General features: G+C 50.4%; 21 protein-coding genes. 20 read left to right on the forward strand and 1 reads right to left on the reverse strand.

The features are described 5' to 3' along the window. The first annotated feature begins 7 nt into the window (after nt 1–7). The 6 genes from HI950_RS03210 to HI950_RS03235 all read left to right on the forward strand — a co-directional run bounded on the left by HI950_RS03210 (nt 8) and on the right by HI950_RS03235 (nt 6,385). Nucleotides 8–1,522 carry a carboxypeptidase M32 gene (locus tag HI950_RS03210; protein ID WP_169081622.1) on the forward strand — a complete coding sequence of 505 codons (1,515 nt, stop codon included), beginning with the start codon at nt 8–10 and terminating at the stop codon, nt 1,520–1,522. A 168-nt stretch (nt 1,523–1,690) separates the two neighbouring features. Continuing rightward, nucleotides 1,691–2,701: an ABC transporter substrate-binding protein gene (locus HI950_RS03215; protein ID WP_169081621.1), complete on the forward strand. Its 1,011-nt coding sequence runs from the start codon at nt 1,691–1,693 to the stop codon at nt 2,699–2,701. 29 nt (nt 2,702–2,730) lie between these two features. Then, entirely contained in the window at nt 2,731–3,528 is a 798-nt protein-coding gene (locus HI950_RS03220; protein ID WP_169081620.1) for an ABC transporter ATP-binding protein, read from the forward strand. Continuing rightward, entirely contained in the window at nt 3,521–4,408 is an 888-nt protein-coding gene (locus tag HI950_RS03225; RefSeq protein WP_411268056.1) for an ABC transporter permease, read from the forward strand. The genes HI950_RS03220 and HI950_RS03225 overlap by 8 nt, the downstream gene beginning before the upstream one ends. 38 nt (nt 4,409–4,446) lie before the next feature. Continuing rightward, entirely contained in the window at nt 4,447–5,415 is a 969-nt protein-coding gene (locus tag HI950_RS03230; RefSeq protein WP_169081619.1) for an aromatic acid exporter family protein, read from the forward strand. A 406-nt stretch (nt 5,416–5,821) separates the two neighbouring features. After that, nucleotides 5,822–6,385 (forward strand): outer spore coat protein CotE, encoded by a 564-nt coding sequence (locus HI950_RS03235; RefSeq protein WP_053376259.1) that lies wholly within the window; start codon nt 5,822–5,824, stop codon nt 6,383–6,385. 468 nt (nt 6,386–6,853) lie between these two features. Here the strand turns inward: HI950_RS03235 and HI950_RS36610 are convergent, their stop codons facing one another. Beyond that, a complete protein-coding gene (locus HI950_RS36610) occupies nt 6,854–7,054 on the reverse strand; it encodes a hypothetical protein (RefSeq protein WP_317618304.1) in 201 nt (66 codons plus the stop codon). A 100-nt stretch (nt 7,055–7,154) separates the two neighbouring features. Here HI950_RS36610 and HI950_RS03240 point away from each other — a divergent pair, with 100 nt between their 5' ends. The 14 genes from HI950_RS03240 (at nt 7,155) to HI950_RS03305 (ending at nt 24,055) form a co-directional block, all read left to right on the forward strand. Beyond that, on the forward strand, nt 7,155–7,940 hold the full coding sequence (locus HI950_RS03240) for a putative amidoligase domain-containing protein (RefSeq protein ID WP_317618301.1): 786 nt from the start codon (nt 7,155–7,157) through the stop codon (nt 7,938–7,940). Between the two features lie 257 nt (nt 7,941–8,197). Next, on the forward strand, nt 8,198–10,897 hold the full coding sequence (mutS, locus tag HI950_RS03245) for a DNA mismatch repair protein MutS (RefSeq protein ID WP_169081617.1): 2,700 nt from the start codon (nt 8,198–8,200) through the stop codon (nt 10,895–10,897). 27 nt (nt 10,898–10,924) lie between these two features. Further along, nucleotides 10,925–12,970, forward strand: coding sequence for a DNA mismatch repair endonuclease MutL (mutL, locus tag HI950_RS03250; RefSeq protein ID WP_169081616.1), 2,046 nt, complete (start codon nt 10,925–10,927; stop codon nt 12,968–12,970). After that, complete coding sequence (locus HI950_RS03255; RefSeq protein WP_169081615.1) at nt 12,967–13,743, forward strand: class I SAM-dependent methyltransferase; 777 nt, start codon at nt 12,967–12,969, stop codon at nt 13,741–13,743. Before mutL ends, HI950_RS03255 begins: the two co-directional genes overlap by 4 nt. Beyond that, nucleotides 13,740–14,753: a tRNA (adenosine(37)-N6)-dimethylallyltransferase MiaA gene (miaA, locus tag HI950_RS03260; protein WP_191296601.1), complete on the forward strand. Its 1,014-nt coding sequence runs from the start codon at nt 13,740–13,742 to the stop codon at nt 14,751–14,753. The genes HI950_RS03255 and miaA overlap by 4 nt, the downstream gene beginning before the upstream one ends. Nucleotides 14,754–14,770: 17 nt before the next feature. Then, nucleotides 14,771–15,016 carry an RNA chaperone Hfq gene (gene hfq, locus HI950_RS03265; protein ID WP_169081614.1) on the forward strand — a complete coding sequence of 82 codons (246 nt, stop codon included), beginning with the start codon at nt 14,771–14,773 and terminating at the stop codon, nt 15,014–15,016. 149 nt (nt 15,017–15,165) lie between these two features. Beyond that, nucleotides 15,166–17,667: a transglycosylase domain-containing protein gene (locus HI950_RS03270; protein WP_169081613.1), complete on the forward strand. Its 2,502-nt coding sequence runs from the start codon at nt 15,166–15,168 to the stop codon at nt 17,665–17,667. Nucleotides 17,668–17,669: 2 nt separating this feature from the next. Then, complete coding sequence (locus tag HI950_RS03275) at nt 17,670–18,317, forward strand: peptidylprolyl isomerase (RefSeq protein ID WP_169081612.1); 648 nt, start codon at nt 17,670–17,672, stop codon at nt 18,315–18,317. Nucleotides 18,318–18,541: 224 nt separating this feature from the next. Then, nucleotides 18,542–19,099, forward strand: coding sequence for a ribonuclease FAU-1 family protein (locus HI950_RS03280; protein WP_110770330.1), 558 nt, complete (start codon nt 18,542–18,544; stop codon nt 19,097–19,099). Further along, a complete protein-coding gene (locus tag HI950_RS03285) occupies nt 19,096–19,773 on the forward strand; it encodes a YdcF family protein (protein ID WP_169081611.1) in 678 nt (225 codons plus the stop codon). The genes HI950_RS03280 and HI950_RS03285 overlap by 4 nt, the downstream gene beginning before the upstream one ends. Before the next feature lie 90 nt (nt 19,774–19,863). Further along, a complete protein-coding gene (locus tag HI950_RS03290; protein WP_169081610.1) occupies nt 19,864–20,850 on the forward strand; it encodes an AAA family ATPase in 987 nt (328 codons plus the stop codon). Nucleotides 20,851–20,878: 28 nt separating this feature from the next. Then, complete coding sequence (hflX, locus tag HI950_RS03295) at nt 20,879–22,168, forward strand: GTPase HflX (protein WP_169081609.1); 1,290 nt, start codon at nt 20,879–20,881, stop codon at nt 22,166–22,168. A 121-nt stretch (nt 22,169–22,289) separates the two neighbouring features. Continuing rightward, nucleotides 22,290–23,582, forward strand: coding sequence for a methionine gamma-lyase family protein (locus HI950_RS03300; protein WP_169081608.1), 1,293 nt, complete (start codon nt 22,290–22,292; stop codon nt 23,580–23,582). A gap of 62 nt (nt 23,583–23,644) precedes the next feature. Further along, nucleotides 23,645–24,055 carry a MerR family transcriptional regulator gene (locus HI950_RS03305; RefSeq protein WP_053376247.1) on the forward strand — a complete coding sequence of 137 codons (411 nt, stop codon included), beginning with the start codon at nt 23,645–23,647 and terminating at the stop codon, nt 24,053–24,055. The last annotated feature ends 27 nt before the right edge of the window (nt 24,056–24,082 follow it).

Genomic DNA, 24,082 nt, shown 5'->3' on the forward strand with positions numbered 1-24,082 from the left:
ATAACTGATGTCGACAAATCATAACGAAGCGCTGCAAAGCTTTAAAGAAACGATTCGCAAAATATCCAGCTATGGAGAAGCGCTCGGGGTTCTCTACTGGGATTTGCGCACGGGCGCACCTCGCAAGGGGATGAATAATCGTTCCGAGGTTATAGGAGCCTTATCCGCCGACCAATTTAAGCTTTCTACTTCACCTGAGCTCGGAGAATGGCTGTCAACGCTTGAAGAAAGCTCGGTCTATTCGGAGCTTACGGAAATCGATCAGAGACTTGTCGCAGAGACTCGCAAGGAATATGACCGCAGTGTCAAAATCCCTCCTAAGCTTTATCAAGAATACGTCGTTCTATCCTCACAATCCGAATCGAAGTGGGAGGAAGCGAAGGAAAATAATGATTATGCAAGCTTCCAGCCGTATTTAGAGAAGGTCATTTCATATACGAACCAATTTATAGATCTTTGGGGCCCAAAAGCGACTCGCTATGATACGCTTCTTGATCAATACGAGCCAGGCATGACGGTAGCTGAACTCGACCGCGTATTCGGCGGCTTGCGTGCACAGCTAGTGCCGCTAGCAGCAGCGATCGCAAGTTCACCGCACCAGCCGGATGCCTCTTTCTTAAAGCAAAATTACGATAAATCAGCACAAAAAGCATTCAGCTTGTACATACTGGAGCAAATGGGCTATAACTTCGAAGCGGGACGTCTGGATGAAAGCGTGCATCCATTTGCAACTGGACTAAGCCCAGGAGATGTGCGCATAACGACACGTTATCTGGAAGACGATGTCACGAGCGCTCTATTTGGAACAATTCATGAAGGCGGCCACGCTCTCTATGAGCAAAATATTATGGAAGAGCTGATCGGGACGACGCTCTGCACTGGCACTTCCATGGGTATCCATGAGTCGCAATCCCGCTTCTGGGAAAATGTGATCGGCCGCAGCCGGCCTTTCTGGAATCGCTATTTCGGTGAGCTGCAGAAGCGCTTTCCTGGTCAGCTAGATGTTAGCGTCGATCAGTTTTATCGCGGAAACAACGTCGTTCAGCCATCGCTTATCCGTATTGAAGCCGATGAGCTGACATACAACCTGCATATTATTATTCGTTACGAAATGGAGAAGCTCATCTTCAATGAAGGCGTGAAGGCAGCTGATTTGCCCGCGATTTGGAATGAGAAATATAAAGAGTATTTGGGCGTGACGCCGCCTAATGATGCGGAAGGCGTGCTTCAGGACGTGCACTGGTCAGGCGGAGCATTCGGCTACTTCCCATCCTATTCGCTTGGCAATATGTACGCGGCACAGATTGCAGACACGATGGAGCGTGAGCTGCAGGGCTTCTGGACGAACGTAGGCAACGGCGATTTGCTGCCGATCAAAAAATGGCTCACCGAGCGCATTTACAAATACGGCAAGCTGAGAACGCCTTCTGAGCTTATTCAGAGCGTAACAGGCAAGCCGCTGGACCCACAGCATCTGGTTACGTATTTAACGAACAAATATTCAGATATTTATAAGCTGTAAGCTGTCATTCAATAGAGCCATGATCGAAGTACGAATAGAAGGCTGCCCGATCGTCAAAAAGACGACACGCGGGCAGCCTTCTTTTTTTGCGCGCATTCACCGCCTATGGCACTACCGCATAGGCTGGAGTACATCTATTTAAACGCAAATGCGCAGGAGGGACCCAAAATGAAAAGACGTATGGTATTGTCGCTGCTGCTTTGTTTAGCACTCGTCATGACTGCTATTTTGGCAGGTTGCGGCAATGGCGATTCGGGTAAAGTGAAAATCCGAATCGGAGAAGTAACGCGATCACTGTTTTATGCGCCGGAGTATGTTGCGGTTGCGAAGGGATACTTTGAAGAGGAAGGGCTGGATGTGGAATTGACGACGACGCCGGGCGGCGATAAAACGATGACGGCATTGCTCTCGAATGCCATTGACGTTGCGCTAGTCGGCTCAGAAACGTCCATTTACGTTTATCAGCAAGGGACGGACGACCCGATCATCAACTTTGCTCAGCTTACGCAAACCGACGGGACATTTCTTGTAGCCAGAGAGGCGGACGCCAATTTTGATTGGAATTCGTTAAAGGGAAGTGTTTTTCTAGGACAGAGAAAAGGCGGCATGCCGCAGATGGCTGGCGAATTTGCGCTGAAGAAGCTGGGCATCGATCCGAAGGCTGATTTGGAGCTGATCCAAAATGTTGATTTTGCGAACATTCCGGCAGCATTTGCGTCAGGAACAGGCGATTATGTCCAGTTATTCGAGCCGACGGCTTCGATTTTTGAGAAGGAAGGCAAAGGTCAAGTTGTCGCATCATTTGGCGCTGAAAGCGGGCATCTGCCTTACACGGTCTTCATGGCGAAGCAAAGCTACATCAAGAAAAATAAAAAAGCCGTTCAATCGTTCACGAATGCGATCCACAAAGCACAGCTATGGGTTCAGAACAACGATGCTGAAGCGATTACGGAAGTCGTGCTTCCTTATTTTGAAAATGTAGATCGCGATATTTTAAAAAGCTCGATCGATCGTTACAAGCAGCAGGGCTCGTTCGCAGCTGATCCGATCATTGACGAAGCGGAATGGAATAACCTCCTCGACGTCATTACGACAGCGGGTGAGCTGGAAAAACGCACGGAGCATAGCGAGCTGGTAGATACAAGCTTTGCTGAAAAAGCGATCGAAGCGGTGAAATGACCGCGAGGGCAGGAAATGGAGGCTTAGGCATGACTCATGTACCGGTGCTTGAGCTGCAGCAATTATCACATGTTTATGTGAATGAGAAGGGAGCCTCGCTCGCGGTTGAGCAAATAGAGCTGACGGTTGATCGCGGGGAGTTCATTAGCCTGGTCGGACCAAGCGGCTGCGGAAAGACGACCGTGCTCAGCTTGCTCGCAGGCTTGTTTCCTCCGACAAAGGGTCAAGTACTGCTTAATGGCGAGCGGGTCGTCGGCCCCTCGCCTAAAGTAGGCTATATGCTGCAGCAAGATTATTTGTTTCCATGGCGTTCGATAAGAGAAAACGCCGCAGTCGGACTAGAAATTAGCGGCCACAAGACAGAGAAGGCGCTGCAAGCCGTAGATAAGCTGCTAGTCGAGCTTGGCTTGCCTGATTCAGGCCGAAGATATCCGCATGAGCTGTCAGGGGGCATGCGGCAGCGGGTAGCGCTGGCAAGAACGCTTGCGACAGAGCCGGAGGTGCTTCTGCTCGATGAGCCGTTCTCGGCGCTTGACCTTCATATAAAGCTACAGCTTGAGGATTTGGTCCATCAGACGCTGAAGCGTCTTGGCAAAACGGCCGTTCTCGTGACGCATGATTTGGCGGAAGCAGCTGCGATGAGCGATCGCGTGATCGTGCTTGGCCGCAACCCGGGCCATATTAGACGCGAGGTCGAAATACCCGAGGATATTCGCCGGGCAGCGCCGATGGCGGCACGCAAGCTGCCGGGCTTCCAAGAGCTGTTCGAGCGCTTATGGGCGGAATTGGATAAGGACGAATTGGAAGGAGGTGGACAGCATGGATGATCGCAAGAAGCCGGAGCTTATGAAGGCGGAAGAGCCGGAAGCCGCGGCTATATCCGGCATTCAGGAGGATCGGAGCAACTGGATGAGCGATCTTCATACCCGCTTCAAGGAGAGGAAGCGGCGCATTACGGCAGCAGTAGTGGCAACCCAGACTGTCCTTCTCCTTTTATTTGTAAGTCTGTGGGAAGCGGCAGGGCGCAATGATTGGATTGATCCTTTGCTGTTCAGTTATCCGTCCAAAATGTTTTTACAGCTTTGGAAAACGATGATGGACGGTACGATCTGGCCGCATGTCGGCATGACGGTTACGGAAACGATTGTCGGTTTTGTGCTTGGAACGCTGCTTGGGACCGCAATTGCTGCGGCGCTGTGGTGGTTCCCGTTTTTGTCGAGAGTGTTTGATCCTTATTTGGTCGTGCTTAACAGTATGCCGAAGGTGGCGCTTGGCCCGATCTTCATCGTAGGGCTTGGTCCGGGCTTTATGTCGATCGTGGCGATCACCTTGTCGGTTACCGTTATTATAACGACATTAAATATATACAATCGTTTTCGAGAGATTGACACAGGTTATATCAAGGTAGTCAGACTGTTCGGAGCCTCCCGCATGCAATTGTTTAAGCTTGTTATTTTGCCTGGCTCCTTCCCCGTTATTATATCCACCTTGAAGGTAAATGTCGGTTTGGCGTGGATTGGTGTGATCGTTGGCGAGTTTCTCGTTGCGAAGCTCGGACTTGGCTATTTAATTATTTATGGCTTTCAGGTTTTCAACTTTACACTCGTATTATCCAGCCTAATTGTTATCGCGGTAGTCGCAACGGTTATGTATCAGCTCGTTGCTGCGCTAGAGCGGCGGTTGACGGCTGGCTGGCGCGAGCGGTAGGATGTAGAAATAAATCCTACTGTACGCGAGGTTGATTCATGGGCATTCGTATTATCAAAACGGCGCTAGCCGCCATCGCAGCCATTTATACTGCTGTATATTTTGGGCTGGAGCCGCCGCTTGGCGCCGGTATACTTGCTATACTCGGCGTTGAAGTGACGCGGATGAAAGGACTGAAGAGCGCATTTGTGCGATTTATCGCCTCGGTGCTTGGACTTTTTTTTGCATCGCTTATCTTTACGCTGTTCGGTTTTCACATTTGGGCGGTTGCCGTATTTATTCTGATCACCTTTCCTATTTTGTCGCGATTTCAATTGAAGGATGGTATCGTCACAAGCTCTGTTATTGTCTTTCATCTATTTAACCACGCTGAGGTAACCACGTGGGTTATCGGCAATGAAATCATGCTGCTGTTCGCCGGACTTGGATGGGCAACGATCTTGAATATCATCTATATGCCGAAGGATGAGCATCGTCTTAGCTCTTATCGTTCAGCGATTGAGCAAAACTTCGGCATTATTTTTCAAGAAATGGCGTACACGCTGCGTAATCCAGCGCATGTGTGGAATGGCGGCGAAATATTGGAAGCTTTCAGAGCCATTGACGAAGGCGCTGTCCAATCCGTTCGAAATCGGGAAAATCGGCTATGGGGTCAAGAGGAGTACTGGTCTACCTATTTTGAGATGCGAAGGCAGCAGCTTGAATCGGTGCAGCAGATGCTAGTTGAGCTGGCTTTCGTCTATCAGAAATTTCCGCAAGCGGTCATGATTGCCGATTTGCTGGAGCAGCTCTCGAGCGATGTGAAATCCGATGTGTACAAAGGAAATGTTGAAGACCGGCTTGCGAAGCTGGCGCAAGATTTCCAAGCGATGGAGCTGCCAAAAACACGCGATGAGTTCGAGGTGCGCGCTTCGCTTCTCATGCTGCTGCGAGAGCTGGAGCGGTATTTAGCCATTGCGAAGCGATTAAAAAAAAGAAAAGTCATGTCGTCCGAACTTCAGCCATAGAATGTAAAGGGAAAAATTCGTTGCGAAGGCAAGCGTATACGGCTGTGGCGGCAAGGGAGACGCAGCTATCGTATCGCGTAGAAATACAAGCGAAATTATAGTTTCAAACTGTAATATCTTGTATTTCAAGCGTATACGGCTGACGTCTACTAAGGCGGCGCAGCATACGTATAGCTGAGAAATATAAGCATCGGTATAAGTGTGAGACTTATGTATTCTTATATTTCCAAGCGTAACGGCGATATGAAGGCCTTGGGCGGTCTAGTATACGTTCCGCAAAGATCTATATGGATCGCTATAAGTATGAAACTTATATAATCTTATATTTCGAGAAAATAAACAGTCACCCTAGACGAATGTCCTGCATACACTTTAAATGAATGATTGTATGGAGGAGGTTAAATCAATGACTATTGCAGATAAGCAGCTCCAGTACAGAGAAATAATTACGAAAGCTGTCTGCGGCAAAGGTCGTAAGTTTTCCACTGTAACCCATACCGTAACGCCGCCTCATCATCCGACCAGTATTCTGGGCGCATGGATAATCAACCATCAGTATGAAGCGGTTCGTTCGGGCGACGGCATTGAGGTAATTGGTACTTACGATATCAACATTTGGTATTCGTACAGCAAAAACTCGCAGACAGACGTAGCTAAGGAATCCGTGCATTACGTCGAGCATGTCAACCTCTCCTATGTAGATCCGAAGCATCGGCCTTCTACAGTGGAAGTGTCAGCCGACGTGATTCAGGAGCCAAACTGTATCGAAGCGAATATTTCTTCGAACGGCTCTGGCGTAGTGATTCGTGTAGAGCGTGAGTTTTCGGTGGAGCTAGTCGCCGAGACTAAGGTTTGCGTAGCAGTACTTCCAGGCGGTTGCGGCGACCTGGACGGCAAGGATTTGGAGTTCAGCCTCGGCGATAACGATTATGAGGATTTGGATCCAGATTTGCTGGACGACGAGCTGTAAGCAAGCCGGGAAGCTTTGCTGTCTAAGGTATCATATGCTGCGGTTGCAGCAAATTCGAGGGCGAAAGCCCTCTTTTTTTTTGAAATCTTTTGAGGCATGGCTACCATTCATGTAAAAAATGATTAAAGGCGGGAAGCAGATGGCTTCGACGTGGATATGGCGAGGCAGCTACGATCGGCTGGAGAGTGTTGCGTTTAGCGGAAATGCTCCGGATGTCTCAGGCGAGCGGAACGGTAAGCCGCTTCGTTCGAGGCCATGGACAGACGTGCTCGCCGGTGATGCGGTAATCGCGTGGTCGGATTCCCGATCGATCGATTGCAGCCGGTTTCCGGGCGCTTGGGTGCTGAACGTCAATGGCTACAACGCTGTTAAGATGACGGACGCAGAGAAGCAGCATATTTGGAGAAGGGCGGGTCTTTGCGGCGGCCCACCCATAGAGAGCGAGCGTTTGTTCCGCGTTGGCATCGTTCATTTGGAGCCGGTGGAGATGCAGCGCATCGACGCCGCAGGCAAAACGATGCCAAGCAAGCCGCTGCTGGCAGCTGGAACCGGCGGCTGGCCGGAGGACCCGGCGCTGCGGCGGGTGGTGCGTACAGCGATATATGCGCTGTACACGCTAGGCCTCGATATCGGTGAGGCCGAGGTTGCCCTTGGCGGGGACGGGCGCACAGCCGTCCGCGCTGCCTGGCCGAAGCTGAGGGATACGAGGCTGGAGGCGGCGGCATTGAAGCGATTCGCCGCATGGCATGCGGCGGCGGGAGCTGGGGCAGTGGATCGGCAGCTGCTAATAGGCGCCGATCCGGAGTTTGTGCTTGTGACGCCGGCCGGCAAGGTTGCGGCGGCGTCGCGTTTTTTTGGCGCTGGCGTCGGCGGGGCAGCCGGGGCCGACGCCGTGCTTGTGGGGCGACGGCTGCTGTATCCCGTCGCCGAGCTGCGGCCCGAGCCGGCCGAGGACCCGGCCGCGCTCGCCGCGAACGTGCGGCGGCTCCTGCTGCGCGCCGCCGATCGCATCAGCGAGCCCGCTCTACGCTGGGCCGCAGGAGCCATGCCCGTGCCGGGGCTCGCGCTCGGAGGGCACATTCACCTCAGCGGAGCGCCGCTAACGAGCCGCTTGCTCCGCTTGCTGGACAGCTACGCGGCATTCCCGCTCGCTCTCGTAGAGGACCCCGCCGGGCGGGCCCGCCGTCCCCGCTACGGTACGCTCGGGGACTTCCGCCAGCAGCCGCATGGCGGGTTCGAATACCGGACGCTGCCAAGCTGGCTCGTCTCGCCGGCAGCGGCCAAAGCCTGCTTCGCGTTAGTGCTGCTATGCGCCCGCGAAGCGCTAAACCTCACTTACATGCCAGCTCTGGAGGAGCGGTATGTTGAAGCTTATTACGCGGGCGACCGCTCCGAGCTCGCTGGCTGCCTAGACGGCCTCGCCAAATCCATTGCTAATACTTCAAGCTATCCCGCGCTTGCCCCCTACATTGAGCCGCTATTCGAGGCGGCAAGGCGCGGAACGACGTGGGATGAGAACTCGGATATTCGCATCAAATGGCGGCTTCCGCTGTAATTCTTTCCGTTCATTCGTTTATGGCTTTGCTCAATTGAAAACGTATACCTTTCTTCCTTCCATGCGAGTGCTTTTTGTTCTTTCCTGGCTATACCGTTTCGGTTATGGCGCACATCTGTTCCGCTTGTTATAATGAATATCTAATGTTTACTGCGTGGGAAGCAAAGCTTTAGTTAGCTTGCGTATGTAATTAATGATATTAACTATAGGAAAACGAACGATGCGTCAGGATAGATACGTTATTGAGGAGGATCGGAATGGCTGGATATACTCCAATGATTTTGCAATATCTTGCAATTAAAGAAGAGGCGAAGGACGCTTTTTTGTTCTTTCGATTAGGCGATTTTTATGAAATGTTTTTTGAGGATGCGATAGCGGCATCCCGCGAGCTGGAAATTACGCTTACTGGAAGAGAGGGCGGCGGCGAGCAAAAAATTCCAATGTGCGGCGTGCCTTATCATTCCGCCGAAAACTATATTAGCAGACTTGTTGATAAAGGCTACAAGGTTGCGATTTGCGAGCAGGTAGAGGACCCGGCGGCCGCTAAGGGCGTTGTTCGCCGGGAAATTGTACGCATCATTACGCCGGGCACGGTCATGGAATCGAAGGCGCTCGAAGGCAAAACCAATAATTTCATTGCTGCCATCGTTCGGCTTGGCGGCATTCTTGGCCTGTCCGCATGCGATTTATCGACTGGCGAGCTATATGTCACATCGTTTCCTGAGCATATCGAAGCGTTGATCGATGAAATAAATGTCTATCAACCCTCCGAGCTCGTAGGAGATAGTGAGCTTCTAAGCGTTGTCCAAGCGGCAGCCGTTTGGAATAAGCAGCTGCTGCTGACTGCACGCGAGCCGATGGCTGCGGACAAGCTGATCGAGCAGTTCGGCGAGCAAGAGCTTGGCAAAATAGGGGGAGCCCGCCTGCAGGCGGTCAGCGTCCTGACGGGATACTTGGAGGAAACACAAAAACGCTCGCTCGGTCATGTGCGTACGATAACGAGCTATGAGCCGAACCAATATATGATTTTGGATCATTATACAAGAAGAAATCTAGAGCTCACCGAAACCGTTCGCGACCGCAACAAGAAGGGCTCGCTGCTATGGCTGCTTGATCGTACGCAGACGTCGATGGGCGCACGCTTGCTGCGCCGCTGGATCGATAAGCCGCTGCTCAGCAGCGCTGCTGTAGAGGCACGCCTTGATGCGGTTGAGACTTTATACCTTGATTTGATATTGAGAGACGATATCCGTTCGGAGCTTCAGCCGATTTACGATCTTGAGAGGCTGGTTGGCAGAGTAGCCTTCGGCAGCGCAAACGGACGCGATCTGAATGCGCTTCGCAGCTCCTTGCGCCGTATCCCGCAGCTGACAGCATTATGCGAGCAATCCGGCTCGAAAGTGCTGCAAGCACTTGTTGACGGCACAGATAACTGCTCTGATCTGGCTGATCTCATCGAGACGGTGCTGGTTGACGAGCCGCCTGTTACGATAAGAGAGGGCGGTCTTATCCGGCCGGGCTATGATGCTTACTTGGATCAGCTGCGCGAAGCGAGCACGAACGGCAAGAAGTGGCTGGCTGAGCTCGAGAGGCAGGAGCGCGAGGCAACCGGCATCAAGACGCTCAAAATCGGCTACAACCGCATTTTCGGCTATTATTTAGAGGTATCCAAAGCGAACTTGTCGAGCCTGCCGGAAGGCAGATACGAGCGCAAGCAGACGCTAGCCAACGCAGAGCGGTTCGTAACGCCCGAGCTGAAAGAGAAGGAAAGGCTGATTCTTGAAGCGGAGGACAAAATGGTCGATTTGGAGCATGAGCGCTTCATCGAGCTTAGAGACCATCTATCGCAGCATTTGCACCGGCTCCAAAAAGCTGCTGCGATCATCGCCGAGCTTGATGTGTATCAATCGCTGGCAACGGTCAGCGCGGAGCGTCGTTTCTCCCGTCCGCAGGTGACGGAAAGCTATGACTTGCATATCGAGGATGGCAAGCATCCAGTCGTTGAAGCGATGATGGATGGCACGCCTTTTATTTCGAATGGCACGGGGCTTCACAAGGACAAGCAGTGGATGCTGCTTATTACGGGTCCGAACATGGCTGGTAAAAGCACTTACATGCGCCAAGTGGCGCTCATTTGCATCATGGCGCAAATGGGCTGCTTCGTTCCGGCCAAGTCGGCGGTCATTCCGCTAATCGATCGCATTTTCACCCGAATTGGCGCAGCCGATGATCTCATTGGCGGCCAGAGTACGTTTATGGTGGAAATGAAGGATATTCAGCTGATGACAGAGAAGGCAACCTCGAACAGCCTCGTCATTATCGACGAGCTGGGCCGCGGTACCTCAACCGGAGAAGGAATGGCTATCGCGCAGGCGGTCATCGAGTACGTGCATCATCATATCGGCTGCAAAGCGCTCGTATCCACGCATTTTCATGAATTGGCGCATCTGGAGGAATCTTTGCCGTCGCTTACGAATGCACGTATGGCTGTTGAGGAAAGCGGCGATAATGTAACGTTTCTACGTAAGCTAATACCGGGCGCAGCAAGCACAAGCTACGGCATTTATTGCGCGCAATTGGCTGGCCTGCCGCAGTCGATCATTGGCAGAGCGTACGAGCTGCTTGATGAGACGGAAGTCTTTGATGCGGAAAAGGCAGCACCGATCGCGAAAGCAGCTTCACATCGTATTGAATCTTCGTATTCGTATGAGCAGCTTCCATCCTTGCATACGGAAGGCAAGAAGCAGACCGACGCAGCGATGGAGTCCCGCGGGATCGTACAGCTCTCGATCTTTGACGAGCCGGCGGCTGCTAAGGAAGCAGAGCCCGCAAAGCGGAAAGCCAGTCCGAAGGCCGAGCAGCTTGCCGAGCAATTGAGGAAGCTTGATCTATTTAATTTAACGCCAATGCAAGCGATGCAATGGCTGAATGATATGAAAAGTAAATTGAACGACTAGCCATGCGAGAGGGGGAGAGATAACGTCATGGGAAAAATCAAAGTGCTGGACGAGCAGCTTGCCAACCAGATTGCAGCGGGTGAAGTTGTTGAACGACCGGCTTCAGTCGTTAAGGAGCTGGTTGAGAACGCAGTTGATGCTGGCAGCACAACAGTCGATATTATGATTGAAGAAGGCGGCCTGACGCTCATAAAGGTTATCGATAATGGCTATGGCATAGAAGCCTCAGATATCGTAACAGCCTTTCAACGGCATGCCACGAGTAAAATTTCGACGAGCAGCGATCTTTTTCGCATTGCGAGCTTGGGCTTTCGAGGCGAGGCGCTGCCGAGTATTGCCGCCGTTTCGCGGCTGCAATGCATCTCTTCGGAAACGTCAACGGGTCTTGCGCGCCGCATCGTCATTGAGGGCGGCAAGGTGACGATCGATGAGCCTGCGAATGCGCCGCAAGGAACGGAAATGACTGTGCGGGACTTATTTTACAACACGCCTGCGCGGCTCAAATATATGAAGGCCATACAAACCGAGCTTGGCCATATTTCCGATTATATTAACCGGATCGCGCTTGCTCACCCTGGCATCGCCTTCACGTTTAAGCATAACGGAAACGTGCTGCTGCGAACGCTTGGAACAGGCGATAGATTGCAAGTCATCGCAGCAGTGTACGGCTCCAATACAGCGAAGGTGATGCTTCCCATTGAAGCGGAAACCTCCGATTACGAGCTTCGCGGCTACATATCGAAGCCGGAGCTGACGCGAGCGAATCGCAATGGCATTACCGCGATCGTTAACGGGCGTTATATACGCAGCCATACGATTAACCAATCCCTGCTGCAAGCGTACCATACACTTTTGCCTATCAATCGTTTTCCGCTGGCGATACTGGAGCTTGGGATGCACCCAAGCTTGCTTGATGTCAACGTACATCCCTCCAAGATGGAAGTCAGATTTAGCAAGGAGCCTGAGCTTCGCGTGCTGATTGAGGATGCCATCAAAGCGGTGCTCGGACGCCAGCGGCATATTCCGGGACCGGAATCGAGCAGCAAGCAGGAGCGATCCAAGCCGTTGTTCGTGCAGGACGCGATATCGTTTCACCGTCCTGAGCCGGCCGCGGATTCCTTTAAGCCGTTTCAGCCTGCTCCATCGACGAATAAAGCGAATACTGCCCCGTATAAGCCGCCGGTCATTGAGCGAGAATACGTGCCGCGGAATGCGGCTGAGAAGCTGTATGCGCCGCCTGTCACGAATACGGAGGCGCTTGCCGTTCGGGAGGCTTCAGCGCCTTGGGAACAAGCGGCAGCATCCGTTGCCGAGCAACCGATTGCAGAGACAGCCCAACAGGATTTAATGAGCGATTCGATAAAATCAGAACCGCCAGATCTTGACGCTTCCGTTAACGAAGCAATTCCTGCACATGATTTGCCGCCGGCAGAAGCGCCCGTCGCTCAACTGCCATCCGATGATGATGCTCCGAGTGGCGAGCCATCGTTCCCTGAGCTGTACTGGATCGGGCAGCATCACGGCACTTACATCGTTGCCCAGTCACAGGACGGGCTCTATTTGATCGATCAGCACGCGGCTCATGAACGGATTAACTATGAATATTATTTCCAAAAATTTGGCCATCCCGAAGCAGCCAGCCAGCAGCTGCTCGTTCCGCTTACGCTTGAATTTACGACGGGCGAGGCTTCTCAGCTAAGAGACCTTATTCCTATGTTTGCACAAGCGGGAGTAGAGCTGGAGCCCTTCGGCGCGCAAACGTTTCTCGTTCGATCTTATCCGGAATGGATGCCGCAGGGCGAGGAGCAGTCCTTGCTTGAGGAAATGGCGGAGCTGCTTATAGCTGAGCGAAAGTCCATTGACATCGGCAAGCTGCGAGAGAAAGCGGCCATTATGTGCGCCTGCAAAGCATCGATCAAAGCGAATGACCGGATGAACCGGGAGGAAGGCGAGACCCTATTGGCAAGGCTTGCAAATTGCAAGCAGCCATATACTTGCCCGCATGGACGTCCTATCATCGTGCATCTTTCGACCTATCAGCTGGAGAAAATGTTCAAGCGGGTGATGTCGTGATCGTCACTACGACAGCTAAGCCGTCTGCCCGCGCGCTTGAACAAGCTGGAAGGCTGTCTGCCGAGCTTGCTTCACCGCTCAAAGCACGCGGCAATTTGACGGTCAATAAGCTTCTATCGCTAAGCCATGACAAGCGGTTGATTGTCGTCACTGAGGAAGAAGTTCGCTATTATGACGGGCAATCGGAAACGCCGCTTTATTTTCATCCCAGCATGGCTTTCGTGCGGGTCAAACGTTTGCGGAGAGGGGAGACAGATCCCCTTATACAGCTCTCTGGCTGCGAAAAAGGGGATCAAGTCATCGATTGCACAGCAGGACTTGCTTCGGATTCGCTTGTATTTTCATATGCCGCTGGACCTAGCGGCTCGGTTACTGCTATCGAAAGCGAGCCTGTTCTTTGTGCACTCGTTCGAGAAGGATTGGCTGGTTATCAGACAAGCCTTCCCGATGTGAATGAGGCAATGAGACGCATTGCGATGAAATGTGTGAATCATTTAGAATATTTGTCAGGATTGCCTGACAACTGCGTTGACATCGTATATTTCGATCCGATGTTCAGACAGCCGATAAATGAATCAAGCTCCATGGAGCCGCTTCGCGCCGTTGCCAACATGGATGCCTTATCAAATGAAGCGATTGAGCAGGCGAAGCGGGTTGCCCGCAAAAGCGTTGTGCTCAAGGAGCATCAAGCAAGTGAAGAGTTTGCAAGGCTCGGCTTCGAGCGCCGGCATGTAAATACTTCGAAAATCGCATATGGAGTGATACAGCTTTGAGTGAACAACAAAACATCGCGCAGGCAAATAAAGATGAGAGCCCGCTTCGCAAGCAGCCGCTGCTCGTCCTCATCGGCCCAACAGCGGTCGGTAAGACGCGCATGAGCCTGGACATAGCAAAAGCTTGGAATGCCGAAATTATATCCGGTGATTCGATGCAGGTCTACCGGGGCATGGATATCGGAACGGCCAAAATCGCTCTAGATGAGCGCGAAGGGATTCCGCATCATCTTATCGATATTTGCGAGCCGGACGAGTCGTATTCGGCTGCCGATTTTCAAGCGGGCGCAACGGATGCGATTGCTCAAATTGCTGCTCGGGGAAAGCTGCCTTTTATCGTTGGCGGAACGGGCCTTTATGTCGAATCGGTTTGTTATCAATTCCAGTTCGCCGACATAGGCTCCGATGAAGCTTTTCGTTTGGAGCAAGAGCGTTATGCAGCTGAATTCGGTGCGGAGGCGCTGCATGGGAAGCTGGCTGCGATTGACCCCCCTGCGGGGGAGCGGCTGCACCCTAACGATCTGAGGCGTGTGATTCGCGCGCTTGAGGTGTACCATTTGACAGGGCAGACCTTTTCGGAGCAGCAAGCGGGGCAAACGAAGGAATCTCCCTACGAGCTTTGCCTCATCGGTTTGACTATGGACCGTGCAGCGTTGTATCGTAGAATAGAGCAGCGGATAGATTTGATGATGGAGCAAGGACTGGTAGATGAAGTGAGGCATCTGCTTGAACGAGATTTGCCGCCTGCCGCAGTTGCGATGCAAGGTCTAGGCTATAAGGAAATCGCAGATTATTTGCGCGGTAATTGCACGCTGGAAGCAGCTATCGAGAGGTTGAAAAGAGATACGCGCAGATTTGCCAAACGCCAGCTTTCGTGGTTCCGCCATATGAATGACATTCATTGGATCGACATGGGGGAAAATTTTCACAACAATTTGGAAGTCGTTCATGGTATAATAGCAGGAAAGTTTCAAGTTTATCTTGAATATACTTCTAATCAATCTTTTTAAGACGGGGGTAACGTCCAATGAACAAATCGATCAATATTCAAGATACGTTCCTAAATCAGCTTCGCAAAGACAACATACCGGTTACGGTTTTTTTAATGAATGGCTTTCAAATTCGGGGCGTTATTAAAGCGTTCGATAACTTCACTATTATCATTGACAGCGAAGGTCGTCAACAAATGGTATATAAACACGCTATTTCGACGTTTACCCCGCAGCGCAACGTTTCTCTTATGCAGCAGGATCATAACGGATCCGACTCATAGGGAAGAGCAGTAGTGAAACTTTCTAACAACGTGTATCGTTTAACTAGATAGCGGCATGCAAGAGCAACCCGCTCCAAGCTGGGTTGCTCTTGTCATTTTGTGGCAAAAATAGATAGACGAACTTTGGATCAACAGGAGGGGAGTCGGCAATGGCTGAACGACCACGCAGACAGACTGCACCGAAACAGAAGAAGAAAAAGAAAATATCGGGGAAAAAATGGTTTTATGGTTTGTTTTTTACGGCGGTAATCGCTATCGTATGCGGCATTATCGGCTACTTGCTTATTGTGTTGAACGGTGAGCGTGTGTTGACCGAGAATGCCAATAAGCTGGATTTAGGCGAAGCGTCAATTATTTATGATGCGAAGGGCGAAGAGATTGCGAGATTGTCAGATCCGAATGAAAATCGCGAGCTTGCAGAGTTCTCGGAAATTCCGAAGCAATTGCTTAATGCGATTGTCGCAACGGAAGATCAGCGCTTCTATGAGCATTCTGGAATTGATTTCTTCGCCATCGGGCGAGCAGTGGTGAAGGACGTTATAGCCCGCAGTGCTGTTGAGGGTGCAAGCACAATTACCCAGCAGCTTGCCAAAAACGTGTTTCTGACGGCAGACAAAACGTTCTTCCGTAAAGCGACTGAAGCCTCAATCGCTGTAGCGCTTGAGAATAAAATGTCCAAGGAAGAAATATTAGGCATGTACTTGAACCGGATCTTTTTCGGGAAAAGGGTTCATGGCGTTAAGGAAGCTGCGAGATATTATTTTGACAGCGACCTGGATAAGCTCGAGCTGTGGCAGATCGCTACGATTGCCGCTATGCCGAAGGCGCCTAACCGCTATAATCCGATAAATCATCCAGAGGATTCGATGAACCGGAGAGCAGTCGTATTGAAGCTTATGTATGATCAAGGATATATTACGGCAGCTGAGATGGAGGAAGCGAAGGCGGTCGTATACGAGGTTCCAAAAAACTTTGAAGAGCGAAATACGGACAAGTATCCGGCTTTTGTGGACTACGTCGTTGAAGAGGCAATGCTGAAAACGAATAAGTCCGAGGAAGAGCTTCGGATCGGCGGGTACCGCATTTACACCTCTCTTAACCAGCAAGCGCAAATCGCGCTGGATACACAGTTTGCCAACGATGAAAACTTTGAGGAGAGCAAGGATGATCAGCAGGTGGAAGGCGCGATGATTATTATCGATCACCGCGACGGCACAATCCAAGCTTTATCAGGCGGTCGGGATTATGTGAAGAAGGGGCTTAATCGCGTTGAGGTTGCCCGTCAGCCAGGTTCAGCCTTCAAGCCCATCATTTCATACGGTCCAGCGCTTGAATCAGGCGATTACTACCCATGGACTGTGCTTGCTAATGACAAGAAATGCTACGGCAATTATTGCCCGACCGACAGATGGGGAGCGACGCCGGTCTCGATGACCCAAGCGATCAAGGATTCACGTAATCTGGCGGCTGTCTGGATGCTGAACCAAGTAGGGCTCAAAAGCGGATTTGCTTTTGCGAGCAAGCTTGGCTTTGCCTTGGAGAAGGATGACCGTAATCTAACGGCAGCGCTTGGAGGTTTAACAAAAGGCGCAACACCTATCCAAATGGCAACAGCGTTTAGCGTCTTCGCTAATGGCGGCAAATCGGTAGATACGCATACGATCACTAAGATCGAAGGGAAACAGATCACGCCGTATATTTATAAAGCCCCAGCACCGAAGCAGCTGATGTCTGCCGATACCGCCTATTATTTGACTGAAATGATGCAAACGGTCGTTCAGAAGGGCGGTACGGGTACGCGTGCGGCAATCGATCGTCCTTTGGCGGGCAAAACAGGCACAACTCAGCATGGTATTCCGGGTTATACAGGCTCGGGTATCCGTGACGCTTGGTTTGTCGGTTACACGCCGGAGTGGACAGCAGCGGTATGGATGGGATACGATAAGACAAATAAGGACCACATCCTAAAGACTGGAAGCAGTCAAGCCGCATCCATGTTCTCGAAGGTTATGAGATCCGCAATGAAAGATGTACCGAAGTCTAGCTTTATTAAACCGCAAGGCATTAAAGAAGATAAGCCGCCGGCAACTATAACGAATTTTAACGCGACATATATTCCTGAAGAGATGAGAGTCCAACTAACTTGGGATCCTTATCCGGATGGAAAGGTCACTTATCAAGTATTCCGAAAGGAAGCTTCGGAGAGTGAATTCATTCAATTCGTAGATTCGCTTGAATCAACCGGGGTTGATGATATGAGCGCATTCCCGGGAATGACCTATGAATATTATGTTGTTGCTTATGATGCTGAGAATGACCAATCAAGCCCGCCATCCCAGAAAGTCAAGGTTGTCATTCCGGAGACGGAAATGATTCCTGAAATTCCGATGGAGCCGGATCCAAACAACCCTGATGGCGGTGAGATAACACCACCAATCGACGAGGGAGAGGGTGAGGCAACGCCTGATCCAGGTGACGGTACCGAGCTTCCAGAGGTAACGGAGAATCCTGGAACGGTTGAGCCAAGTCCCACACCTACCCCAGGCAATGGAGAAGGCAACGGTCAAGGCAATGGAGAAGGCAACGGAAACAGCACCAATGCTTTAGGAAACTCTGAAACCGGCGGCAATTCGCAAGGAACGGGTGGTTAGTAATGGTGAATAGAAAGAGAACGCGATTCCTTTTTTTGATCGCTATTGTCGCAGTCGTCATGCTTATGGCAGGCTGCGGCAATAGCGGTTCAGGCCAAACAGGCGGGAAGAGCGAAGCAGCTTCTGCTAAGACGATGAGCTGGGATAAGATGCCGGAAATGCAGATTGATCTTGATAAATCGTACTTAGCGAAGTTTCAAACGACGAAAGGCGACTTTACCGTCGAGCTGTTCGCGGATGTAGCGCCCGTAACCGTAAATAATTTTGTGTTTTTGGCGCGAGAAGGCTTTTATGAAGGGTTGTCGTTTCACAGTATTATTGAATCCTTCATGATCCAAAGCGGTGATCCAAAGGGCAACGGAACGGGTACGCCAGGCTATTCCATTCCTGATGAGCTAAGCACGGAAATCAAGTATGAGGAAGGCATTGTCGCAATGGCTAACGCGAGCAAGCCTAATTCAGGAGGCAGTCAGTTTTTTATTTGCACGGGGCCTGATGCGGCAAATTTAAACCGAGAGCCTAATTACACGATTTTTGGCAAAGTAAAGAGCGGCATGGACATCGTCCAAGCCATTTCGAAAACACCATTGAAAAACAATCAGCCTGCCGAAAAAATCAGTATCCAAGCAATCGATATTATCGAGCAATAATGGAAAATACCGCCTTATCGGGGCGGTATTTTTTTGTTTTAGGACGAAGAGCTTGGTTTATTTTGTCTGTCGGCTGGAGATGGACGTTAAGATATGGTAATCTTTTTTTATAGGTAAATTTCAACTGTCGTTCGTCGTGATTGGTTCATTGCTCAATCAAACCCAGGAAGAGCTGTGCATGTGCTGGCATGCTGTTCCCAAATGAACGGAAAGGTACGTTCCGTATGAAGAGAAAATTTTCAGACCGGGCAAACTGGCGGCGTATTTTGCGCAAAAGCTATTCGTGCCTTGCGCTTGACGGCGATGAGTTCAAAGGGCTCGTGACGTTTTATCGGATTCATGAATTGCGTGAGCCGTTATGGAAGGAATATAACGGACGGAGACTTTGTTTGGCCGATCGGGGCTACTTATGGATGCAGCATTTTCCGCGAGGCGAGCATTTTGTCGTAACGACGATGTTTGATGATAAGGGACGCGTCGTGCAATGGTATATCGATGTATGCAAAACACAAGGCTTAACGGATCAGCAAGTGCCTTGGTTTGATGATCTTTATTTGGACGTTGTCGTGCTGCCAAGCGGTGAAGTATTCCTCATGGATGAAGATGAGCTGGAGGATGCGCTTCGGCAAGGAGACGTAAATGGCAAGGATGTGGCACTAGCGCGCAAAACAGCCGGCAAATTGCTCTCGAGCATCCGCAATGGCCGATTCCGTTATTTTACGCTTAGTCTTAAGCATCGGAAGAGCCTGCTTGAGAGAACCGGGGAGTTAAGCGAATCATGAATACGGCAACAGGTCGGAGGAGCAGACCGCGGAAACGAACGAAAAAGCATCGTCCGTGGCTGCTCCTGTTTCGTGTTGTTGCCTGGACCATATGTGCAGGCGTCTTTTGGTGCGGATACCTGCTATGGTTAATTAATGGTTTTCCTATGGATAAGCAGCTAGTCAAGGCGGATGCCGGCATCGTGCTGGGGGCTGCTTTATGGAATGACGTACCGAGTCCAGCGCTTAAGGAAAGGCTGGACTTCGCGTACCGATTATACAAAACGGGATTGGTGGACAAGCTTATTTTGTCCGGAGGTCTTGACGGAAACGGCTCGCTGAAGACGGAAGCCGAAGGGATGCGCGACTATCTGATTGAAAAAGGTATTTCAGCTGACAAGCTGTTGCTAGAAAATAAGGCGACCAGCACCTATGAGAACCTGTCGTTCAGCAAAAGGATTGCCGAGCAGCATAAGCTGACTAACCTAATGGTCATTACGCATGATTATCATGCAGCCAGATCAAAGGAAATTGCAAAAAAGCTTGATTTCAAGCCGTTTCAAGTCGCAGCAACAAAATCTAAGGTGCTCAATCCCGTATATAATGAGTCCCGTGAAGTACTTGCTTTTACGAAATGGAAGCTCGATTCCCTGCTAATCATTTTCGGTATATCCTCATCAGATCCGGCGCTGTAAATCTGCTAATATGCTGCTGCAAGGTAGAATAAACTTGTAGTGCGGTTTAGCCGCTACAGCTTTTGATGCAAAGGATAGGTGATGCGACAAATGAGTGGACACGTCATATCGGGACCCGGAAATGGCACCGCAAGGCCTTCCCGTCAAATTAATGTGGTCCTAAGAAGTCAAGAAACGTTTCAGACAGGTGCATCTGCTCATGCATTAGAAGCAGACCCGCTCCCAGCGGTTAAGCCGCTTCCTAGCGTTGATCATTATGCCGATATTCAAAAAGAGCTTGAGCCGATGATCGGCATGGAAAACGTGAAATCACTTGTATACGAAATATATGCGTTGCTCTATATTAGCCGTATGCGTTCTGAAGCGGGGTTATTTGGCGGCTCTCACGTGTATCATATGATCTTCAAGGGAAACCCGGGAACGGGGAAGACGACGATTGCCCGCATTGTAGCGAAGCTTTTTCAGAAAATGGGCGTCCTTGCAAAGGGGCATTTAATCGAGGTCGAACGAGCTGATTTGGTTGGCGAATACATTGGCCATACGGCACAGAAGACGCGTGATCTTGTTCGCAAAGCGATTGGCGGCGTATTGTTCGTGGATGAAGCTTATAGCCTGGCCCGCGGCGGAGAGAAGGATTTCGGAAAGGAAGCCATTGATACGCTGGTTAAAGCGATGGAGGACCATAAAAATCAATTTGTGCTTATCCTCGCCGGCTATCCGGCAGAGATTGATGATTTCCTCTTGACGAATCCTGGTTTGCCGTCCCGTTTTCCGATCCAGATTGAGTTCCCGGATTATTCGGTCGATCAATTGATTCAAATTAGCGAGCTTATGGCTAAGGATCGTGACTATATTTTGCAGCCGCAGACCATATTTAAATTAAGGCAGCATTTGATGCAGGAGAAGCTAAGCACGATATTCTCGTTCAGCAATGCCAGATACGTTAGAAACGCCATTGAGAAGGCGATTAGGTTTCAGGCCGTTCGTCTGCTTACGCAATATGCCAGCTCCGTTCCTGCCAAGCAGGAGCTTATGACGATTAGGCCTGAGGATTTGAAGTGGGACGCGAAGTCATAATGACAGCGTAGTTTAGAAGGAGTATGAGATGAGCGAGAAAACATACGATACCAATCCGGATATGGTCGAAAAAGCAATACTGATAAGCTTAGTTACTTCGAAGGATAAGCGTAATGGCGGAGACCCTGAAATGTCGCTTCAAGAATTGGTGCAGCTAACCGAAACGGCTGGAGTCGAGGTACTTACGACGATTACGCAAAATAAGGAATCGGTTGATTCCAAATGGTTTATTGGCAAAGGCAAGGTACAGGAGGTTAAAGCGTTAGCGGATGAGCTTGGCGCAACAACGGCCATTTTTGATCAAGAGCTCTCTGGCGCTCAGGTTCGCAACCTTGAAGAGTCGCTTGACTTGAAAATCGTGGATCGGACGCAGCTGATTCTAGATATTTTCGCTGGCCGCGCCAAAACGCGTGAAGGCATTATTCAGGTTGAGCTCGCGCAGCTCAGCTACCTGCTGCCGCGGCTATCTGGCCAGAGCAAAAACCTATCGCGTCTAGGCGGCGGTATCGGTACGCGCGGACCGGGTGAAACGAAGCTTGAGACCGATCGCCGTCATATTCGTGATCGGATTTTTGATCTCAAAACATTGCTTGAGGAGGTTGTTCGCCACCGGAAGCTTCATCGCGAGCGCCGCAAAAAATCAGGTGCGATCCAAGTCGCCTTAGTCGGCTATACTAACGCCGGGAAATCAACTTTGCTGCGCGAACTGACGCATGCAGACGTATATGTAGAGAACCAATTATTTGCGACACTTGATCCGACATCAAGGACACTTGAGCTGCCAAATGGACGAGAAATTGTACTTACGGATACGGTAGGCTTTATTCAAAATCTGCCGCATGATCTCGTTGCTGCTTTCCGGGCAACCTTAGAGGAAGTGTGCGAGGCTGATCTTGTGCTTCATGTCATTGACAGCAGCTCACCGATGCGCGATGAGCAAATTAAGGTCGTTAATAAAATATTAGGCGAGCTTGGCGCAGCAGATAAACCTTCTGTGATGGTCTATAATAAGAAGGATATGTGCATCAACAACGGCACATTAGCCGATTTGCCCATTACAGGCGGAGATAATCTTGTCATCAGCGCCTATGAATCGGAAGATCTTGAGCTTCTAAAGCAGATCATTCAAGATAAGCTCAGTGGCGATACATTAACCTTCATCGTTCCAGCTGAGCGCGGCGACCTCATTGCGCTCGCCTACCGAAGCGGCGAGGTTATCAACCAAGAGGTCGATGAGCAGTCGCTGCGGCTTACCGTTCATGTCAGTAAACAAGAATACGAGCAGCATGGACATCGATTGAAACAATTTATTGAATAGTAAAGTTTTGCATTCGCAAAACTAAGCTTATGCTTACGAAGTAGTTTTGTTTTGCAAAACTAAGCTTATGCTTACGATGTAAGTTTTGCATTCGCAAAACTTTAAGGGAGAAGATACCGGAATGAATTTGCAACATGAGAACCAAAAGCTATGGGAGCATCTTGAGCAGCTGGCAGAGCAATCGGAGCTGCTTGCAGCAGATGCCTTTCGCAGCGTTGAACGGATAGCGGAGCGCAATCAGTGGAAAGTTATAGAAGCGTTCCAGCGGCATAAAGTAAGTGATTTTCATTTTACCGGCTCTACGGGCTATGGCTATAATGATCGCGGCCGTGAAATTCTCGATCTCGTCTATGCAGACGTGATGGGGGCAGAAGCTGCGATCGTTAGGCCTCATTTTGTTTCAGGCACGCATACGATCAGCTGTGCGTTGTTCGGGGTGCTTCGGCCAGGGGACGAGCTTCTATATGTAACGGGAAGACCCTATGACACCCTTCATAAAGTGATCGGCAAGCCAGGTGATGGAACCGGCTCGTTGCAGGACTGGGGTGTTAAATATTCTGAGGTTCCGCTGCTAGATGACGGAGGCTTGGATTGGAACCTTATTAAGCAGTCGATAACAGCAGCAACGAAGGTAATCGGAATTCAACGCTCTCGCGGGTATGACTGGAGAGCTTCATTCAACGTAGCCGAGATTGCGGATATCGTTAAACGGGTAAAAGCACTGAAATCTGATGTGATTGTTTTTGTTGACAACTGCTATGGGGAGTTTACAGAGCTGCTTGAGCCCACTCAAGTAGGTGTGGACTTAATGGCGGGATCGCTCATCAAAAATCCGGGCGGTGGCTTAGCCGAAACCGGGGGTTACATCGCGGGTACAGCGGCAGCAGTAGAAGCGGCTGCCTATCGCCTGACTGCGCCAGGGATTGGAGGCGAGGTTGGTGCGATGTTAGGAACACTTCGCCCAATGTTCCAAGGCTTGTTTTTGGCTCCGCACTTAGTGGGCCAAGCCATTAAAGGCAGCGTTCTTGCTGCGGCTTTGTTTGAAGAGCTTGGATTTGTAACTAAGCCAAGATGGAATGAGCCGAGAACCGATCTTATTCAAGCTGTTCGCTTTGGACAAGCTGAGCATCTGATCGCCTTCGTCCAGGGCATTCAGCAAGCAGCAGCCGTAGATTCACATGTCGTGCCCGAGCCTTGGGACATGCCGGGCTATGAGAATGCTGTAATTATGGCGGCAGGTACGTTCATTCAAGGAGGCAGTTTGGAGCTTTCGGCTGACGCGCCTATACGTGAACCTTACATTGCTTATATGCAAGGCGGCCTTACATACGCTCATGCAAAATATGGTGTTCTAACCGCGTTATATCGCCTCGTGGATAGCGGTTTAATTGTGATTAAACCTTACATAACTTGACACATTTGCGTTGTAACGTTTAGAATGTAAGTATAAATGAGCGAGTGGAAGGTTGATGCGGCATGGCTGATGATATTCGCAGAAATATGGCCTTATTCCCTATCGGCATCGTAATGAAGCTGACGGATTTAACGGCAAGGCAAATCCGGTATTACGAACAGCATGAACTGATCGTACCCGCAAGGACTGCAGGAAACCAACGGTTATTTTCATTTAATGACGTAGAACGGCTTTTGGAAATAAAATCATTGATTGAGAAGGGCGTTAACATCGCTGGCATTAAGCAAGTGATGAATCCGGTATCGAAGGAATCGGATGATGCTACGATTGTCAGTGAGCAATCGGAAGTGAAGCGTCGCGAGCTATCCGATCAGCAGCTGCACCGATTGCTGAAGCAGCAGCTGCTTGAGAAGAGACCGGGTCAAGCATCGCTTATTCAAGGTCAATTGACTCGTTTCTTAAATAAGCGATAGTTTGACTATTATAACAATTGATTCGCA

The sequence above is a fragment of the Paenibacillus sp. PL91 genome, from assembly GCF_012935325.2.
Lineage (GTDB): Bacteria > Bacillota > Bacilli > Paenibacillales > Paenibacillaceae > Pristimantibacillus.